Source organism: Leptospira terpstrae serovar Hualin str. LT 11-33 = ATCC 700639, from assembly GCF_000332495.1.
GTDB classification, from domain to species: domain Bacteria; phylum Spirochaetota; class Leptospiria; order Leptospirales; family Leptospiraceae; genus Leptospira_A; species Leptospira_A terpstrae.
On record NZ_AOGW02000008.1, the window covers coordinates 225,721 to 245,039 of the forward strand.

Below are 19,319 nucleotides of genomic sequence, written 5' to 3' on the forward strand. Positions count from 1 at the left end.
GAAATTTTTTAATCTCTTGCTGAGACCTTTCTTTCCAAAGTAAGAACGGCATCTTTACCGATTTTGTGTTTTGCAAACCATCCTTGGTTGACTTCCAAAGCATACATCGCAGGTTTTCTTGCATTATAAACTTCTTCTGTTTGGTTTGGTTTCATGTCGAATGATTCTAAAAGTCGCATATCTTCTGAAAAATAACCAATCGACAAAGGGATGAGAGTGTTCTTCATCCAAAAACTCAAATAATCAGGGCGAGGAAAAACAAAAAGCATCCCCTCATCTTCTCCGAGTTTCGTTCGGTACATTAGTCCCGTGGCTCTTGTGGAAGGTGAGTTGGCAATTTCCAGTTTTAAAGCACGGTCGGCTACACTCCCAAATAAAATCTCAGGAGTGTTGGTTTGGGACGGAAAGGATTCTGCTTGTTTACAAACAGAAAGAGAAAAAAGAACAAGAAGAATTCCAATCCGTGTTTTCATTGCATTAACCTTTAAAATTTGGTTTTCTTTTTTCTAAAAAGGCAGAAAGACCTTCTTTGGTTTCTTCGTCTGCAAACCGGCCACCAAATAGTTGTTTTTCCCACTCCAAACCACCTTCCATATTGGTTTCCAATCCTTGACGAATGGCAGTTTTTGCCGCCTTAATCGCATTAGGTCCTCTGGAAAGGATCGTAGTTAAAGTTTTTTCAGATTCGTTTAATAACTCCGCAGGATCTGTGACTTTGTTGATAAGTCCCAAACGAAATCCCTCATCAGCGGAAATCATATCACCAGACAAAATGAGTTCCGTGGCACGTCCTACTCCAATCAGTCTTGGAAGTCTTTGTGACCCGCCAAATCCAGGCAGTAAACCCAAAGTAACTTCTGGAAGTCCTAATTTGGCAGAAGCAACCGCATAACGAATATCACACGCCATAGCCAATTCCATTCCTCCGCCCAAACAAAACCCATTGATGGCAGCGATAGAGATGAGACTAGATAATTCCATCTTACGAAAAACAGTCTGGCCCAGTTCTGAAAATGCCTGACCTTCCCGGACATTGAACTCTTTCATTTTGGCAATGTCCGCACCAGCGACAAATGCTTTCCCTTCGCCAGTCAAAATGAATCCACGCACGGACGGGTTGGATTCCAGTTCGTCCACCATGGCTCCAATTTCAGTGATGACTACATCGTTCAGTGCATTGAGGGCTTCTGGTCTTTTGATGGTGACCAGCGCAAAATTGGATTTAATTTGAATCTCTAAAAAAGACAAATGATTTCTCCTTATTCTTCTACTTCCAATATTAGAAACATGGTGTCATCAGAAAAACTATCAAGTCCGTAGTTGGATTTTAGCTCAGTGAGTAGATTCATTTCTAATTCTTTGATGTTTGCACTTTGTCTATGCCGATTAAGGAGCGCGAGTAATCCTTCGGTTCCGAGGCAATTCCCATCCGAATCTGTGGATTCAATGAGTCCGTCAGTATAAATAAAAAAACGATCTCCTGGTGCAATGGGCATTGTTTTTTCAGTAATGGGTGGAATCTTTATATTAAATCCTAGGATGGCACCTTGAGTTTCTAACTCTTGGTAGTCTTCGTCTTTGTGTGCTAAAATTAAATAAGGATGTCCTGCATTTCCTAAAGTCAGTTTTTTCTCAATGAAATCAAAGAATAAATAAATTGCCGAAGCGTGGTATTTATTTAGATCATTTGTCAAACGATCATCTAAATAATCCATAAGTTTTGCCGGTGCTGTTTTAAAACGATAAGGAATGGTAGATACAAGTACCTTCATGATGGAAGCAACCATGGCGGAAGAAATTCCATGCCCAGCAACATCAGTTAAAAACACACCTACGTTTCCTTCCCGGAGTTGTACGAAATCAAAGAAGTCTCCACCGATGACATTAGGGCTTTTTCTGTAATAAGTAAAAGCAAGGCTTGGTATTTTGATATTCCCTGGGAAGAGTGCATCTTGTACTTTTTTTGCAAGCTCCAACTCATGTAACATATACCGTTTTTCTTCGGACAGATTGTACATATCCGTAGTGTCTTTTCTTTTATTGAGAACAAATACAGTTCCAAGAGCTGCACTTCCCCAATACACTAAGATTAAAAAATATTTACTAAAAAAAGAAAACTGATCTGAAACTACTGTAGGAAGATTCAAAATATAAAGGATATGTAAAACTGAAAAATAAAATGCACTCGTAATACAAGCTTTTGGGTCAAGCCTTGTGCTATACAAAAGAATGGGAAAAATAAAAGACATCAAATAGGAATTTAATAGATAAAAACTTCCAAGGGAGGGGAAGGAATGGATTCCCAGAATAAAAACTACGTAAACAAGCCCATCAGCAACAAATCCGCTGAAGTAAATCACTCTTTGAATGGGAACATTCTTTGTATAAAATTGCAAAAGTAAGATCAGACGAGCAATGGAAACCCCGAGTAGGTAAGGCAAAATTTGCATTCGGATTTCTGAAAACGGTGGAGCTATCAGTAAGGAATATACAATGATATGTGTGATAAAAATATAATATGTGTATTCTTTATCATAACGGGCTTCTACTAATTTTAAAATTTCCCATTCTGATCTTGTAGGTTTTCGAAAGATTTCTTTGAAGTATAAATAAAAGGAACGTGTCAATCAGGGTTCTCCCCATACCAAAGTTTGGATCTCTGATCCATTCAAGGTGATGGTGAAAGCTTTTCCAGTATCCAAATACTTGTCCATTTGATTCGCAAGTTCGAATGCTTTTTTCTCGTCTTCCATTCGAAAGAAAAAAGGGTAAGAAAGTGCCTTGTAATTGTAGGGGAATCGTTCACAAACAAGGAGAGTCACACGAAAATGGTCGGGCCTTCTTTCTAAAACAATATGGGACACTTCTTTTCTAGTTAAAATACGGACATCGGGTCGTAAATTCCACGGATTGATTTCAGCGAAAAGAATCCCTGGCAAAAAAAAGCATAGACCGACAAGTCCTTTCATATAGAAATACAATCGGCAAATGCGATTGAATCCTTACCTCATATCTTTACTTCTTTTCCTTTTTTGGGCCTGTACACCCAATTCGTTTTCAATACCGGAAAACCCGTACGCAGGATGGGCCAAAGAAAGTATTGGATTACAATCAAAGAACCATCCTACCAAACAAAGTACATGGAATACGCGAGTGTATCCTTTAGATTCCAAACGACTGGATACCTTAATTGCAATCAATGCCATTGATGGAATTAGCGATCTTCCGGGCCCCACTAAGGATCTTTCTCCTTGGAAAATAGAACTAAACAAAATTTATAAATCGTTACCTAAGGAAGTAAATGCACTCGCAGACTCGTTAGTGTATGGAATTTACTTTGTGACAAACTTAGGTTCCACAGGGCTTACTGGAATTGTGCGCGACGAGTTAGGCAAACCCATCGGTGGGATTTTATTTTTAGATTCCGATTTACTAAACGATGGAGGAAATGATTGGGCTTCCAAAAAAGAATCCACAGCCTTTCGGTCTTCCCAGGAACATAATATTAAAATTCATTTGGATGGTACGAACTCGAAAGAAACTGCGATTTGTTTTATCATATTACATGAATTAGGTCATATTTTATCCGTAACAAAAGGACATGCTCCTGATTTTTCGGAAACACATAGAGACTTTCGAAACTATCCTCTCTTTGATGGAATCTGGTGGTCGGAAACCTATTCACCATATGAAGCCACTTTTTTTCCCGAAAGAAACAAAATCAAATTTTACCAAGGATCTCCCACTATCTCTTTATTTCCCGAAGGAAAGTTTCTATATAAAAAACTAACCAACACTGGGTTTGTTTCATTATATGCAGCAACCAATGCGGACGATACTTATGCAGAAGCTTTTGCACAATACGTTCATGTCTTTTTAATGGGTAAAGAATACAAAGTCATCCTAACTTCAAGCGGGAGTTCAGAAACCATATTACAAGATCCCATTCGAAAGGAAGGAGGCAGAAGATTTCGTGAGTTATTTCAAAACATTTTTTACCCTGCAAAACCTTAGGATTCTGCTGGGATTGGTTCTATTTTCCTTTCCGTTACGTTCACAAACACAAACAGAAGTTCCAAAACCTATCATCATTGAAACCAATACAGAAATTGTATCGGACTTTCTATGGCGAGGAAATTCATTTGCAGGAGAAGGACAAAGTCGAAGGAATGGTGCAGCATACCAAAGTTTCACTTATGCTCCCGCCTTACAACCATCCATCAATGTCTGGTCACCCGAAAAAAAATTCCAGTTTTCTCTTTTTGGAAATTTCCAACTAACCAATCGAGACGATAGGGATTCCGACCGCCGACTATTACAATCAAGTCCCGGCGGTGTGGGCCCTTCCTACTTGGGAGAACAAACAAAGTTTTTTGATCCTTATGACCAAGACCCCTGTGTCCGCTCCCTTCACGATCGAATTGCTACTGGCAACGAAGGTTCAGACCCTTGTTTAGGTTACAGCCCCAACCAAGGATTGGGTCCAAAAAAAGAGCCAAACGGAAACAAACGAGCGGATGGAATGTTTTTTTCCATGAGTTATCATTTTGATCCCAGCAAGTTTGGAGATTTTGCTGTTGGGATTTGGTTTTATAATACTTTTCAAAAAACTCCAAACACTCTTTTGAGTCCAGGCACTCAAAAACAAAATTCTTATGCATCAGGAGGACCAAATAACACGTTCAATGCGAACAATCCAGATGCAATCACTAGACTAGTTTGGCATGAATACTTTTTACACTGGAAACTTCCATTTTTAAAAATAGTAAAACCGACCATCTCCTATTACACACAATATTCTACAGAAAACGGAGGACTACTGGCTGGTAAAAATTATCTTTCTCTTAGCGGTTCCTATACTTTTAGAGAAGACCAGTTTTTTCGAATTATGCCTCATTTCAATCTTGGTTATGCCATGGGAAACAATGCAGTGGACAATCGGAACGGAATCCAAGACATCACAACATCAACTTCATTCTTCTTTGGTGATTTTTTTATTAAGTTCGCTCATATCTTTCGACCAGACTTATACCTCTGGGATACAAATAATTATTATGGATATGCAGGGGGAGATCCAAACAAAGCGCATTGGAACCGGAGTTCCGAGGATGGAAAGGTAACCGACCCATCTCGGATTTATGGTGCGTACAATACCTCAATTCTAAATGCTATCGAACAAATCAACACTGGGAATTCCCTAGGTGATTCCATCGCAAAAACTTGGCTAAGAGAAGCTTATACCTTACAAAAAATCCCTTCCCATTTATTTTATGTTAGCTTAGGTTATTCCAAAGTTTTTTAAACCAAGTAAAATCAATTTGGTTTTTTGCATTTTAATATTAGGAAAGACTTGACTTACCTAATGCATTGAATATATTTCCGTCCACCTCTAGGGGAAAACTATGAAATGGATTCATGATTTAAAGATTCGGGTCAAATTACTTTTAGCGTTTATGGTAACCATTCTCTTGATGATAGTGGTTGCTGGTGCCAGTTTCTATTCGGCACGTCAAATTTTAGCTTCACTTCACACTGTGTTTGAAGACCGTGTGGTACCGATTAGCCAAATCAAAGAAGTATCTGACGCTTATCTTATTGGAATTGTCGATTCAGCCAATAAAGTCCGTGCAAAAAAAATTACGATAGAAGAAGCTCTCGAATCCATTCGTGAATCAGAAACGAAAGCTGATGCTGTTTGGAAAGTGTATTTAGGAACCTATCTTGTCCCCGAAGAAAAAGCGATCATTGATCAGATGGAAAAAGAATTTCCTCCACTGAAAGCTGGAGTCAAACAACTTCGCATCATTTTAGAAACTAGAAACGAAGTAGAACTAGAAAAGTTTGTCACAGTCGACATGTATCCTATCTTCGAACCACTTACCCACCACTTGGACGATTTGATCCGAGTGCAATTGAAGGTTGCCAAAGAAGAATACCACAAATCAGAAGCACAATTTAAAAGTTCCTTAGTGATTGTTTCTGGGGTTGTCATTCTTGCTTTTGTTATGGTATTTCTCATCGCCATTTTCTTCTCTGATTCCATTGCAGCTCCAATGAAAAAAATTGTGGAAGTAGCACAAACTGTCTCTATTGGTGATTTGGATGTAGACTTAGATACTAAACATAAAAAATCTGCAAATGCTAAAAATTTAGAAGGAAATGAAATCCAACAACTTTCACAAGCGTTTATGGAGCTTGTCTCTTTTATCAAAGAACGGGCAGAACATTTAGAACGTATTGCAAATTCTGATCTTAGCGCTGATGTCACCCTCAAATCAGAACGTGACCAACTGGGTTTAAGTTTACGACGAATGCTCATCAACTTATCCGATGTTGTGGAAAAGTTATATTTCTCATCACAAGAAGTAGACCTAGGTGCTCAACAACTAGCCGATGCCAGCACTTCCTTATCGGAAGCTGCCAGTGAACAAGCAAGCGCAGTTGAAGAAATTTCGGCTACCCTCACTGAAATCAGCAATAGTTTCTTAGCGAATGCAGAAAATGCAGAAAGGATGACTGAATTTTCAGAATCAACCGCCAAACAAGCTATAGAGGGAAATTCTAAAATGAAAGATTTGGTTTCTGCTATGGGAGAAATCAGCAATTCCTTTGATCAAATTTCCAAAATCAACAAAGTCATAAATGACATTGCTTTCCAGACTAATATCTTAGCACTGAATGCAGCAGTTGAAGCGGCAAGGGCTGGTCAACATGGAAAAGGATTTGCTGTTGTAGCGGAAGAAGTAAGAAACCTTGCACAAAAAAGTGCGAGTGCAGCCGATGAAACAACTCTCTTGATTGAATCTTCTATGAAAAAAGTAAAATCAGGAAATGAAGCCACAGAAAAAACGGCTGAGGTGCTCGGAAAAATCTCAGAAAGTGCCGACAACGTTAGCAGCCTAACCAAAGATCTAGCTCTTTCTATCCACGAACAAAAATCAGCTGTACTCCAAATTACTCAAGGAATAGACCAGGTAACGACTGTTACTTCTACAACGGCAGCTTCCGCAGAAGAAGTTGCCGCATCAAGTGAAACTTTAAAGCGCCAAGTAGAAATTATGCGCTCGATCATCATGGGTTTCAAACTGAAAGAAGACGGTTCTAAATCAACCGCCCTCACTCGAGTAGAAAGACCAAGAATCGTATTGTAGGCAAAAAATGAGCCAACATTTAAAATCATGGGATGTGGATGCAGACGAAGATACCATGAAAGATTTGTATCTTTGTTTTAGTCTCGAAGATAGAGACTATGCATTTGAAGTCCGTCACCTAACAGAAATTTTAGCACTTCCTGCAATCACAACGATACCAGGCACGGCTGCTTTTTTAAAAGGAGTGATCAATATCCGAGGAAAAATCATTCCAGTAATGGATGTTCGTCTGAGATTCGATATGCCATTTAAATCTTATCACGAAAGAACTTGTGTTTTACTGGTTGAATTAGACGGATTACCTCTCGGTTTGATTGTTGATACAGTAAACGATGTATTAAGGATTCCTTCAGAAAACATTGATTTAGCTCCTAAAATCGGCGAATCAAAATCTTCAAGATTTATCTATGCGACAGGGAGAGTGGGAGATACGGTAAAAATCCTTATCAACTTACAAAGATTACTCACAGAAGAAGAAACACATTTAATTAAGGACATTCCCGGAAATTAATCCATGGAAAGAGATGATGTATTAGAATACCTACTAGAAGCACGAGAAACACTTGAAAACATCGAAAAGGATTTACTTCATTTCGAAAAATCAACGTTAGATGGTAGCTTAGTAGACAGAGATCTCCTTGATACCCTGTTCAGACATTTCCATACCATCAAAGGCAGTTCGGGGTTTTTTGGTCTTACTGCTATAGTAAAAATTGCACATTCTGCGGAAAATCTTCTAGACTATTTACGAAAAAATCCAGAGGACCAAGATGAAGATACTTTAGAGTTATTAATTACTGCACTGGATTACCTAAATGAATTAGTAGAACATGAGGAATCCTCTCCATCGGGAGGTGACTTTTTTTCCGAGGAACAAATCCAATTTTTAAACAAATTGAACCAAAAGAATGAGTTTATTCGAGTTCATAGGTTAAATACTCCCGAAGAACCAACTACCACTCAGGTAAGTGTCGAATTTGGTTTGTTTGGTGATGATCCAAAAACTGCAGAACCTAAAGAAGAATTTGGATTGTTTACGAATACACCGAAAGCAGCAGATACAACAGAATTTGGACTTTTTAATAATGCCTCCATTCCCAAGACAAACGAAGAATTCGGATTATTTCATAAACTGGATGTAATTTCAGAAAAGGAAAAAATCCAAAAACCAGAAGAGAATTTAAAAAACGAAAAGAAAACAATCATAAAAAAAGACATTCGCATTGATACAGATAAGTTAGATTCCCTACTCGACATCGTTGGGGAAATTGTCATCACCGAACCGATGGTGACAGACCATCAAGATATCAGTAAACTCAAGTTAGAAAATTTCCATAAAACTGCCTTACAATTAAAAAAACTAATTAGAAACCTTCAAGAGATAACATTGAGTCTTCGTATGGTTCCGATTGCGGGAATCTTTTCTCGTATGGAACGCCTCGTGAGAGACACAGCTAAAAAAACAGGGAAACAAGTAAAACTCATCATCTCTGGTGAAGATACAGAAATCGACAAATCAATCATTGAAGAAATGTATGATCCTCTTGTCCACATCATCCGCAATGCCATCGATCATGGTTTAGAAACTCCAGAAGAAAGAAAAGAAGCAGGAAAACAACCCCAAGGAACTATCCAACTTACTGCAAACCAATCGGGTAAAGAGGTATGGATTGAAGTGCGGGATGACGGGAAAGGGTTGAGTAGAGAAAGAATTTTAAATAAAGCAGTTTCCTTAGGACTAATTGTTCATTCTGATGCTGAGTCTCTTGAGGACAAAGATGTATGGGAATTTCTTTTCCATCCAGGATTTTCTACAGCAAAGGAAGTTACAGACCTCTCAGGAAGAGGAGTTGGATTAGATGTTGTGAGAAAAAATGTCACTACTTTAAAAGGATTTGTGGATGTATTTTCTGTTTTTGGCCAAGGAACAACATTTTTAATTCGTGTTCCTTTAACTCTCGCCATCATCGAAGGTCTTGTGGTTCGAAAAGAAGAAACTTATTTTATTCTGCCGTCTATCGATGTAAAAGAATCTATGTATTTATCCAATGAACCTATCAATGAATTGTATAAAAATAATCATAGTATCCAATATAGAACCAATCAAATATCAATTGTTGATATCAATTTATTATTTGGAAAAGATTCTGATTTAAATAATCAAAGAACATTAAAAGAAAAATACCTTATTGTTACCGAATCACATGAAAAACAAATGGGGATTGTATTCGATGAAATTTTAGGGAATCAATCGATTGTGATCAAACCTATATCACCTATTTTTAAAAACATCAATGGACTTGCTGGTTGCACCATATTAGGAAATGGTCATGCGGGTTTAATTCTTGACGTACGTAAATTGATCGGCCAACACCTTTCCTCGGTTACAATATGAAAAAACACACTGTAATTGTTGTCGATGACCAAAAATCTGTGAGAAGTATGATCAAACGTTGGATTGAATCCGATCCAAATTGGGAGGTGATTGGGGAAGCAGCCAATCCGTATGAAGCACGTGACTTGATTGTGGAAAAACAACCAGAGGTAATGACCTTAGATGTTCATATGCCTGGTATGGATGGAATTGTTTTTTTAAAAAAACTCCTTCCACAGTATCCAATGCCAGTCATTATGTTTAGTTCCTCAACTACAGAAGGTGCACATATTACATTTGAGGCCTTAGAAGCTGGCGCATTTGACTATGTATCCAAACCCACCGGAACTCCAGAAAGTTTAATCGAAGCAAAAGAGGATTTACTTTCAAAACTATACGAAAGTCTAAATTACAATCTTACAAAATTAAACTTAACAACAAAAAAGGAGACAAATTCACCTAACAAAAAAATTTCGAAAACTACATTCAAACGAAAATTTATATTAATTGGCTCTTCAACCGGTGGAACAACTGCGTTACGAAAACTACTGGATGAAGTAGATGAAACCTTTCCCCCTATTCTTATTGCACAACATATGCCAGAAAACTTTACCTCCTTGTTTGCTCAAAGGCTAAACTCCGATTTAAAAATCCAGGTAAAAGAAGCTAAGGATAAAGAAATACTACAAACTGGACATGTCTACATTGCACCAGGGAATTACCATCTAGGAATTCAAAAAATCGGTTCCGACTATTATACCCGTATCTTCCAAACCGATAAAAAAAATGGGCACAGGCCTTCTGTTGATGTTTTATTTGAATCCGCAACAGAACAGGATATAGGCGGAAATAGTATAGGAATTATCCTTACAGGGATGGGTAGTGATGGTGCATCTGGACTTTTGAAACTTAAGAACCAAGGTAGCCTTACCATTGGCCAAAATAAAGAAACCTGCGTTGTGTATGGAATGCCAAAAGTAGCTTACGAAATAGGAGCATTAACTTACCAAGTTCCCTTAAACGAAATGGTAGATAAAATCAAGGAAATTGCAGCATTATGATTCCGCATTGTTTAATTCTGGAAAGTAAAAACACAAAACTAATAGCAGAATTACTTAAAGAAATAGATTATACCTTTGAAAGGGTTAGCCTTTTAGAGGAAATACACAAAACATTAGAAGATGGTAAATTTCATTTTCTAATTTTACATGTAAACGATATAGAACATTTGGACGCTCGAAAAAGCCTTTCCGAATGGACCAAAAATTTTCCATATACTCTTATTATCATCATTACCGACACATCGAAATGGGAAACCACTGCTTCTTTATTAAAACAACATTCCGTTTACGACTATATACAAACACCGCTAGACTCAAGTCATCTTCAATTCACTTTAAATCGTTCCCTCCAATATTTACTTACAAAGCTTAAGTCCCAATTCATAAACGAAGCAGAAAATCATTTATATAAAAGAATGGTAGAAATCTTCGATTGGAAAAAATCTCTTTTACATAAAGAAAACGAAAATATTGCCGCAGACATCATCCACCAAATGAATATTAATTTATTCCAAGGAAGTGGGATAGGCACACTTATGAGTGTTGTTAGTATTTTAATTTCAAAAAGTAAATTGGATCAAGAGGGAAAAAATTATTCCGTTGCAAAACCAGTAATGGACCTTTTATCGGAAAACTATGAGGCTGCAAAAAGTATGTTCGATAGTATGTCCATATCACAATCAGTGATAGACGACGAAACTATTATTGACTATAAAGAATCACCTACAAAACTTCTTGACCTCATAAAACAAGAATTGGAAACTCTGAACGAAGCGCTCAATATCAAATCTCAAAAAGTAAACCTAAGCCAAATCCCTGCATCTGCTGCGGGTAAAAAAATTCGCTTTCATGAAACAAAACTTTCCTACGTAATTCGCGAAATATTTTTAAACGCAATTAAATATTCAAAAGAGAAAGATGTAATTTATTTAATCTTCTTCCATAAGGAAAATTTTTTAGAATTAAAAGTAATTAACCCTGCTTACCAAAACAACGATGGAACTAGCGGTATCCCTGAAAAATTTGAATCCTTTGTATTTGAACCTTTTTTCAGAATTTCATCTGTAGTCGATGATAGTTATGCAAAATTTGAACAATTTAGGTTTGGACTTGGGTTACCACTTGTTAAAAAGATTATGGACCAACATCAATCAAACGTTCAAATCTATAATATTGAAAATAACTTTAGAAATGAAAATACAAAAGACGTATGTTTAACAATTCGATTCCCATTACTAGAAGAGGAAAAATAAAATGGCAAGAATACTAACAGTAGACGATGCACCTGCAGTTTTAAAGATTTTAAATTTGGTGCTAACAACAGAAGGTCACGAAGTGACTTCAGCTACCAACGGAATGGAAGCACTCCAAAGGTTGGAAACATCAAGTTTCGACATTGGAATCTTCGACGTGAATATGCCGGGAATGACAGGGATTGAGTTAACGGAAAAAACTCTAAAATCAGAGAATGGCAAGTCAATGAAAATAGTCATGTTGACTACTGAATCTAGTGATGAAATGAAAAACAAAGGTAAGGCAGCTGGTGCTGTAGGATGGCTCGTAAAACCATTTGCAAATGAATCACTAATCAAATTGATTTCCCAACTAGTATCAATGTAAAATGGCTGCGATTCTTGTAGTAGATGATTCGTCTGCTGTTTTAAAGATAGTAAGGTTAGCTTTAAGTAGCCAGGGACACACTGTAATCACTTGTAACACAGGAGAGGAAGCATTGGAAAAACTAAAATCTGATGTTTCAATTCACTTAGGTATCTTCGATTTTAATATGCCTGGGCTTAGCGGAATCAACCTAATCCGAGAAACCAAAAAGATAATAAAAAATCCAAAGTTCAAATTACTTGTCCTTTCTGTAGAAGATAAACCAGAAATCATCTCAAACGCTTTATTTAATGGTGCGGATGCCTGGATGATTAAACCATTTAACAACGAACAGCTAATCAAACAAGTAACGGAGCTTTTCGGCAGCGATGCTTCCCTTTGAAATAAATGTAATATTTGCGATTACTGTCATCTCAGTGGTATTCAACACTACGATGGCATTAATCATCTATTTTCTATCCAAACATTCGAAATCTGAAGTTAAACTGGGTTATACAGCCATATTTCTGACGGTTCTAGTATTCAGAAACTTTGCTCTTTATCTGTTTGGAGAAGGTAACCAAAAAATATTTTTTTTGTTTTCTGAGAGTTGTGCTATACTTGGCTCCTACCTCTTGGTGGCTGCTGTATCTCCCATTATTACAAAAAAAATCAGCTTAGCTTATCTATATACACTTTGTATCTCAATTTACGTTCTATTTGTTTCGCTTCTCCTAACAGACATTCCTTTTTTTTGGATGGCTTTACCATCTTCCCTTTTTAATGCGACCGCCCTTTTTTTGTTTGGTGTAGTGGTATTTAAATTAAATTCATATCCACAGGCATTTCGAATATATTTTTTGGCAATTTGTTTAATCATAGCACTTCAGCGACTTACCTTCCCTTATCTTTTTGGAATAGAATGGTATAGGCCTCTTGGTTATATCATAAATACATTATTTATGTTTTTATTTGGTGTTGGCTGTATTCTGTTTAACTTCAATATACAAACTAAAAAATTAAACCTATCACTCGAAGAATTGGAGTTATTACAAAAAACAATTAAAGATGTAAATGTTCGTCTTCTCATTATGTACAACCAACTTCCTGCAATTATTTATAATATTGAGTTTTTACCAGAGCCAAGAACTTCTTACATAAGTCCGAAAATGGAAGACATTACAGGATATGGAATAAATTTTTTCTATGAAAATCCAGATTTTTTTAAAGATATCGTAATCCCAGAAGACCAACATAAAATTCCTGAATTGTATGCAGGTCATTCACCAATCATTCTTCGAATGATCCATGCGAATGGATCACTCATTTGGACAGAACATTATGTAAATGTGTCCTTTGATATACTGGGTATTGAAAAACGAATCGATGTAGTTGCACTTGATATTACAAAATCAAAAAAAACTGAAATCTCTTTATTGCAGGAGAAAAACTTAAATACTACTGTTTTTGACAATGCTGCCAACTTAATTTTACTAACAGATGCAAATGGACTGATTGAAAGTATCAATTCTGCGGCTCAAACAATTTTAGGAATGAGAAAAACCGAAGTGATCGGGAAATACATCCAGGATGTCATTCTCCTTCCTGAAGACAGAGAATACCTAAAAGATGTTTTGGATGACGTAAACGAAATTCAAAACATTGCTGAAAGTTTAATCTTACGATGTGTTACAAATTCAAATCAAATTCTTTTTTTAGAATGGAGGCTTGGCATCATACGTGATAACCGAAACGAACCATTAAAAATCATTTGGATTGGGATTGACCAAACTTCAAAACGAGCTGCTGAAATTGAACTCAAAGAATTAAACAAATCGTTGGAGGAGAAAGTTAAAGCTAGAACTAAAGAATTACAATCAAGTAACTTTGAATTAAATTCAGCACTCTATGCATTAAGAGAAGCCCAACAAAAGTTAATTCAAAATGAGAAAATGGTCTCTCTGGGACAACTCGTATCAGGCCTTGCTCATGAAATCAACAATCCCATTGGGATGATCAAGTCCTCTGTAGAAACATTAGTTTCTGAATGGGAAGAAGAAAGAATCCATGATGCAAGCATAAGAATTAACGAACTAATACAATCTATTCTTGATACTGATTCTGGTGGGCTTCGAATCTTGACAGGGTTGTCCAACAGACAAGCAAGGAAATCTTTAAGAGAAAGTTTCCAACAACACTCGGTTCCATTTGAAGAAGAACTTGCGGAACTTTTTGTCGATTCTGGAATACGAAATCTTTCTCACCCGATGATTACAAAAATCAAATCAGTTATTCGTAATAAGGAAGACTTCCAAACTCTAAGAAGACTTTTACTAGTAAAACAATCCTCCGAACATATATTGTATTCAGTGAGAAGGCTTTCAAAGATTACCTATACACTTAAAAACTTTGCAGGCTTACAATCCAACTTAGAACTCACTGATTATTTGTTAACCGATACTATCCATACTGCAATTTCCCTTTATAAGGAATATTTTTTAAGAGATATAAATTTGGTTCTTAATTTGGAGTATAGTGGAAACGTTCGATGTATCCAAGGTGACTTAGTCCAACTCTGGAGCCAAATCATCTGGAATTCCATCCAAGCAGTTGCTTCCAAAGGAACGATACAAATCCGAAGTTTCAAAAGATCAGATACTGTTTTTGTGGAGATCGAAGATTCTGGTGTGGGAATTCCACAAGACAACCACGCAAAAATATTTATGCCATTTTTCTCAACTAAAACTACAGGTGATGGTTTAGGACTTGGACTCTATCTTGTGAAAGAAATTGCAAACAGGCACAATGCAAATGTTGATTTTGAATCTACACCAGGAAGGACAATTTTTAAAGTCGGTTTTCCGCTCACTACTTAATTGTAATTTTCCCAGTAGAATCAGTATTTCCAATTAAATGAGCGTCTTCACCAAGAGTTTTTAGCTCAGACATTACAGAATCAACTTGAGATGGGTCAACCACGAGAATGTAACCAACCCCCATATTAAAGGTACCATACATATCATGGCGATCCAAAGAATGATCTTTTTCTAATTTTGAAAAAACATAACTTTCAGGTAGATTATTGACTTCAGCACCTATACCTGAAGGCAAAACTCTAGGGATATTTTCATAAAACCCACCGCCAGTGATATGAACCATCCCTTTGATAGAAAACTTTTCAATTATAGACAAGATCGTTTTTACATAAATTTTAGTCGGTTGGAACACATGATTTTTCAAAAAATCAAAATCATCTGAAGTAGATGGCAATTTTCCATCTTTTAATAATAGTCTTCGAATGAGCGAAAAACCATTGCTATGTGGGCCAGAGGAACCAAGACCGATAATGGAATCACCCGCTTTGATTGTCCGGCCATCGATCATTTTTTGTTTTTCCACAACACCAACGACAAATCCTGCTAAGTCATATTCGTCATCAGGCATAACACCTGGGTGTTCAGCAGTTTCACCGCCAACTAACGCACAATCGGCTAATTTACAACCTTTTACAATTCCGGAAACAATCGCTTCCATACGTGGTAAAAATAGTTTACCACAAGCTATATAATCTTGAAAGAACAATGGTTTTCCACCATTCACAAGAATATCATTCACACACATTGCAACTAGATCTATTCCAACTGTGTCGTGAATATCTAACAAACGAGCAATTTGTAGTTTGGTCCCAACACCATCAGTTCCAGACAATAGAATAGGTTCGTTATATGATTTCAAAAAACTAACATCATAACAGGCGGCAAAACCACCGAGCCCACCTAAAACATTTTTGTTATGAGTTGACGCTACATTGGATTTGATTCTTTTTACAAACTCTTGACCTTTTTCGGTATCAACACCTGCTTCTTTGTAAGTGACTTTGTTTGAATCAGACATGGAGTTTTCCTGTAGTAGTATTGATAAGGGAAAGAGTATGGTTTGGAGTGATGGTTTTTGCAATTCTTCCAGCTAAATGAACGTAATCAGAGTCTGAAGTATTCAAAAGTATATCTAGCTGGTTTTTGTTTTCTTGGAAATCTGGTAAATTTAAAACTCGTTTTATATGGAGTGTAGTGCCCAAATTACCATCATAAACTTTTATCTTGGGATAATTATAGAGAATTCTTTCTTTGAGGAAAACATAGTGCGTACAACCTAAGACAAAGATATCACTTTCTTTCACCACAGTTTTGATTTTGGAATCAAACAAATCCCAAGCATCTTCCCATAGATCTTTATCAATTAGTTTTGCCAAACCTTCACAAGGAACAGGAAGAATCTCTGTTCCTAATGGAAACCCAGAAACTAAGTTTTTAAATTTATCTTCTTTTAAAGTGAGTTCCGTTGCAAAAACAGATATTTTAACACCAGGATTTTCAGCCACTGCAGGCTTCAACGCAGGTTCCATACCAAAAATAGGAATTGAATGTTTTGCACGAAGAAAATCAGCAGCAGCCGAGGTAGCCGTGTTACAGGCAAACAAAACTGCTTCACAATCCTTTTCTAACAAATATTCAAAAGCATTTTTAGAAAGTTCCAATACCTCTGCTTTGGACTTTTGTCCATAGGGAGAATTAATTAAATCCCCAAAGTAGATATAATCAATATTAGATGTTTCTTTCCAAAGCGTCCGAAGGACAGAAAGTCCTCCAAGACCCGAATCAAAAATCCCTATCTTATATCTTCCGCGAGAATTCATTTAAGATGCTAAATACTTCCTGATATTATCCGCAAGAGTTTTGTAAATCCATTCAAACTTTGTCTCGTCTTCTTCGAGTAAGGTGACACGAAATCCATTGCGGTTACAACAGAAGGAACTGAGCGGAACCACACAAATCCCCGCAGAAGCTAACAGATGCAAAACAAAACGTCGATCAAGAGCTGCCTTGTCCATCAGAGGAGCTACAAAGTCACGAACCTTAGTGTTAGATATGGGAAGGGTCATATGAGATTTTAATGCACCCTCTTCAAATAGAACAGTTAAATAGAAGGCACCCTTTGGTTGGATGACTTTCACACCTGGAATTCCAGAAAGGATAGTTGTAGCTTTTTCTGCACGTTTTTTAAACTTCTCGTTTCTAAACTTGAGATGATTTAAAAATTCCGGATGGGAATATACCAGAGGTATAGAAAGTTGGGGAAGTGTAGTAGAACAAACTTCCAACATCTTTGCATCTAACAACGATTTAATATATCTTTCAAAGGTTGGATCGTTTTTACGATTAAACACTTCAAGCCAACCACAACGTGCCCCAGGCCATGGGAATTCTTTAGAAATAGATCGAAGAGCAAACCCACAGACCTTATCTCCAATCACTTCTGATAAGTGGATACTTCCCCATTCCGAATAATTTACATGAGCGTAAGTTTCATCACAAATTAAGATGATGTCATACTTTTCGCAAATTTTGACTATCTCTCGCATCACTTCTTTAGGGTATACGGCACCAGTAGGATTGTCCGGATTGATAAGAAGAATTCCTGCAATCGAATCATTGTATTTTACTTTGTTTTCAATGTCTTCTAAATCAGGCATCCAATCGTTATCAGGATTTAGTTCATAAGTTAAGTGTTCGTATCCAGAATGGGCAGCTTCTGCAGAAGATAACGTAGAATAGGCGGGGGAAGGTCCAAGGATTCTTGCTTCCCGTCTCATAAAACCAAATATTTTTGCGACAGCATCCCCTAGGCCGTTAAAGAAAAGGATGTCCTCAGAAGTGATCTGGGCCCCACCTCTTTCATTCACTTTGGATGCTAAAAATTTGCGAGTGGTTTCATCCCCTTGCGTTGCAGTATAGGCCCAAGATTTGTTTTGGGCGACAAGTCCACTCACAATGTCTTTCATCCAATTAGGAACAGATTCTCCCTTTTGGATGGGGTCTCCAATATTTTCCCAGGTAATCGCAACACCCATTGCCTCAATTTGTTTGGCAAGGGCTACTATCTGGCGGATTTCATAAATGAGTGCATCAGCACCCGAGTGGACTATATTTCTTCTCATAAAATTTACTGGCCTTTTTTATAGGCGGCCTCGACCAAAGGGATCGATAATTCCATCTCTTGGGTATCCCGTAATATCTTCAACCGTAAGACGCCCCCGAGACCAACAAGTCCTACTTGTTCTCGTAAATCGTTGATATGGCGTATTTGGAGGCCGTTGGCCCCCTCGATAAAATCGTAGCGCCTGAGTCCCCCTTTTTCTGCAGAGGAATTGGGTTCAATGTCATAGACCAAAACCCCAACGGTTTCTCCAGGTATCCCGAGCGACTTTCTATGGTCAGGGAGGGGAGCGGTTGCCATCACTCCTAGGGTAGCAGGTCGGATGTTCTGCCCTACATTTTGTTCGATTTGGCGAAGCACTCGTTTGGCATAGTTGATAGGAATGGCAAACCCGATCCCGGCGCTCGCACCAGAGGAAGAACGGATCATACGGTTGATACCTACTACTTCCCCGTAAATATTTAAAAGAGGTCCACCGCTCGATCCAGGATTGATAGCAGTATCGGTTTGGATATGAGTTTGTCCTGTTTCATCCAGATCCTCTCTGGACTTGGCAGATACCACACCCACAGTAAATGTTTTTTCAAGTCCGTAAGGAGAGCCAACAGCAATGGCCCAATCCCCTACTTCTATTTCATCGGAGTTGCCGAGAAATGCTGGAGTAAAACGGTCGTTACTTGGGATTTTTAAAAGTGCGATGTCTGCCCTTTCATGGCTTCCCACATATCGAGCAGGAAAAATTCGCCCATCAGACATGATGATTTCTATGATCTCTGCATTTTTTATGACATGGTAGTTTGTGACAACAAACCCCCTCTCATCAATGATGAATCCACTTCCAATGGAGGATATCCTATCTTCCCTACTTTCACCAAATGCATAAGGATGGAAAATCATCTCTGTTTTTTTCGTACGGATAGAAACTACAAATTGTTGGGCTTCGCGGTAAACGTTGCGAAAGCTAGATTGGATTTGTATGGCTTGGCTTTGTTTACTAGAAGAAATAGGTTTTGGGGAAGCAAAAAGTTTTGTTACAGCCGATCGAATCTCCGGAAAGAAGATAGCGAACAAAAGTACAAAAACTAAAGCAAAGTTAATGTAGACGACTGGCGGAATCGAAGTTTTTCTTTCCATAGA

The 19,319-nt window shown here is 37.5% G+C and carries 18 protein-coding genes; 10 read left to right on the top strand and 8 right to left on the bottom strand.

The window, feature by feature from the left end; genetic code table 11:
* Window positions 1–8: 8 nt before the first annotated feature.
* Genes LEP1GSC203_RS06550 through LEP1GSC203_RS06565 form a run of 4 tightly spaced genes read right to left on the bottom strand, consistent with a single transcriptional unit; the run spans window position 9 to window position 2,969 of the window.
* A complete protein-coding gene (locus LEP1GSC203_RS06550) occupies window positions 9–473 on the bottom strand; it encodes a DUF192 domain-containing protein (protein ID WP_002973006.1) in 465 nt (154 codons plus the stop codon).
* A 4-nt stretch (window positions 474–477) separates the two neighbouring features.
* Window positions 478–1,248, bottom strand: coding sequence for an enoyl-CoA hydratase-related protein (locus tag LEP1GSC203_RS06555; protein ID WP_002973166.1), 771 nt, complete (start codon window positions 1,246–1,248; stop codon window positions 478–480).
* 11 nt (window positions 1,249–1,259) lie between these two features.
* Complete coding sequence (locus LEP1GSC203_RS06560) at window positions 1,260–2,627, bottom strand: PP2C family protein-serine/threonine phosphatase (protein WP_002973046.1); 1,368 nt, start codon at window positions 2,625–2,627, stop codon at window positions 1,260–1,262.
* On the bottom strand, window positions 2,628–2,969 hold the full coding sequence (locus tag LEP1GSC203_RS06565; protein WP_002973156.1) for a hypothetical protein: 342 nt from the start codon (window positions 2,967–2,969) through the stop codon (window positions 2,628–2,630). It abuts the gene before it with no gap.
* Between the two features lie 19 nt (window positions 2,970–2,988).
* Between LEP1GSC203_RS06565 and LEP1GSC203_RS06570 the strand changes: the two genes are divergently transcribed.
* The 10 genes from LEP1GSC203_RS06570 to LEP1GSC203_RS06615 all read left to right on the top strand — a co-directional run bounded on the left by LEP1GSC203_RS06570 (window position 2,989) and on the right by LEP1GSC203_RS06615 (window position 15,061).
* Complete coding sequence (locus tag LEP1GSC203_RS06570) at window positions 2,989–4,014, top strand: hypothetical protein (RefSeq protein ID WP_002972993.1); 1,026 nt, start codon at window positions 2,989–2,991, stop codon at window positions 4,012–4,014.
* Window positions 4,015–4,027: 13 nt separating this feature from the next.
* On the top strand, window positions 4,028–5,302 hold the full coding sequence (locus LEP1GSC203_RS06575) for a hypothetical protein (protein WP_002973109.1): 1,275 nt from the start codon (window positions 4,028–4,030) through the stop codon (window positions 5,300–5,302).
* Window positions 5,303–5,402: 100 nt separating this feature from the next.
* Window positions 5,403–7,151 carry a HAMP domain-containing methyl-accepting chemotaxis protein gene (locus tag LEP1GSC203_RS06580; protein WP_002973050.1) on the top strand — a complete coding sequence of 583 codons (1,749 nt, stop codon included), beginning with the start codon at window positions 5,403–5,405 and terminating at the stop codon, window positions 7,149–7,151.
* A 7-nt stretch (window positions 7,152–7,158) separates the two neighbouring features.
* Window positions 7,159–7,662 (top strand): chemotaxis protein CheW, encoded by a 504-nt coding sequence (locus tag LEP1GSC203_RS06585; protein ID WP_002973054.1) that lies wholly within the window; start codon window positions 7,159–7,161, stop codon window positions 7,660–7,662.
* A 3-nt stretch (window positions 7,663–7,665) separates the two neighbouring features.
* On the top strand, window positions 7,666–9,546 hold the full coding sequence (locus LEP1GSC203_RS06590) for a chemotaxis protein CheA (protein ID WP_002973105.1): 1,881 nt from the start codon (window positions 7,666–7,668) through the stop codon (window positions 9,544–9,546).
* A complete protein-coding gene (locus tag LEP1GSC203_RS06595; protein WP_002973127.1) occupies window positions 9,543–10,586 on the top strand; it encodes a protein-glutamate methylesterase/protein-glutamine glutaminase in 1,044 nt (347 codons plus the stop codon). Before LEP1GSC203_RS06590 ends, LEP1GSC203_RS06595 begins: the two co-directional genes overlap by 4 nt.
* Window positions 10,583–11,839, top strand: coding sequence for a hybrid sensor histidine kinase/response regulator (locus LEP1GSC203_RS06600; protein ID WP_002972975.1), 1,257 nt, complete (start codon window positions 10,583–10,585; stop codon window positions 11,837–11,839). The genes LEP1GSC203_RS06595 and LEP1GSC203_RS06600 overlap by 4 nt, the downstream gene beginning before the upstream one ends.
* A gap of 1 nt (window position 11,840) precedes the next feature.
* Window positions 11,841–12,206, top strand: a complete 366-nt coding sequence (locus LEP1GSC203_RS06605) for a response regulator (RefSeq protein ID WP_002973136.1) — start codon at window positions 11,841–11,843, stop codon at window positions 12,204–12,206.
* Between the two features lies 1 nt (window position 12,207).
* On the top strand, window positions 12,208–12,588 hold the full coding sequence (locus LEP1GSC203_RS06610; RefSeq protein WP_039937386.1) for a response regulator: 381 nt from the start codon (window positions 12,208–12,210) through the stop codon (window positions 12,586–12,588).
* Window positions 12,575–15,061, top strand: a complete 2,487-nt coding sequence (locus LEP1GSC203_RS06615; RefSeq protein ID WP_039937389.1) for an ATP-binding protein — start codon at window positions 12,575–12,577, stop codon at window positions 15,059–15,061. Before LEP1GSC203_RS06610 ends, LEP1GSC203_RS06615 begins: the two co-directional genes overlap by 14 nt.
* Here LEP1GSC203_RS06615 and purM read toward each other — a convergent pair.
* The 4 genes from purM to LEP1GSC203_RS06635 are packed head-to-tail and all read right to left on the bottom strand — an operon-like array spanning window position 15,054 to window position 19,316.
* Window positions 15,054–16,079, bottom strand: coding sequence for a phosphoribosylformylglycinamidine cyclo-ligase (gene purM / locus LEP1GSC203_RS06620; protein ID WP_002973024.1), 1,026 nt, complete (start codon window positions 16,077–16,079; stop codon window positions 15,054–15,056). The two genes, LEP1GSC203_RS06615 and purM, sit on opposite strands and share 8 nt — an antisense overlap.
* A complete protein-coding gene (gene murI, locus LEP1GSC203_RS06625; RefSeq protein WP_002973137.1) occupies window positions 16,072–16,881 on the bottom strand; it encodes a glutamate racemase in 810 nt (269 codons plus the stop codon). The genes purM and murI overlap by 8 nt, the downstream gene beginning before the upstream one ends.
* Window positions 16,882–18,183, bottom strand: a complete 1,302-nt coding sequence (locus LEP1GSC203_RS06630; protein WP_002972959.1) for a pyridoxal phosphate-dependent aminotransferase — start codon at window positions 18,181–18,183, stop codon at window positions 16,882–16,884.
* A 5-nt stretch (window positions 18,184–18,188) separates the two neighbouring features.
* Window positions 18,189–19,316 (bottom strand): S1C family serine protease, encoded by a 1,128-nt coding sequence (locus LEP1GSC203_RS06635; RefSeq protein WP_002973171.1) that lies wholly within the window; start codon window positions 19,314–19,316, stop codon window positions 18,189–18,191.
* Window positions 19,317–19,319 lie beyond the last annotated feature (3 nt).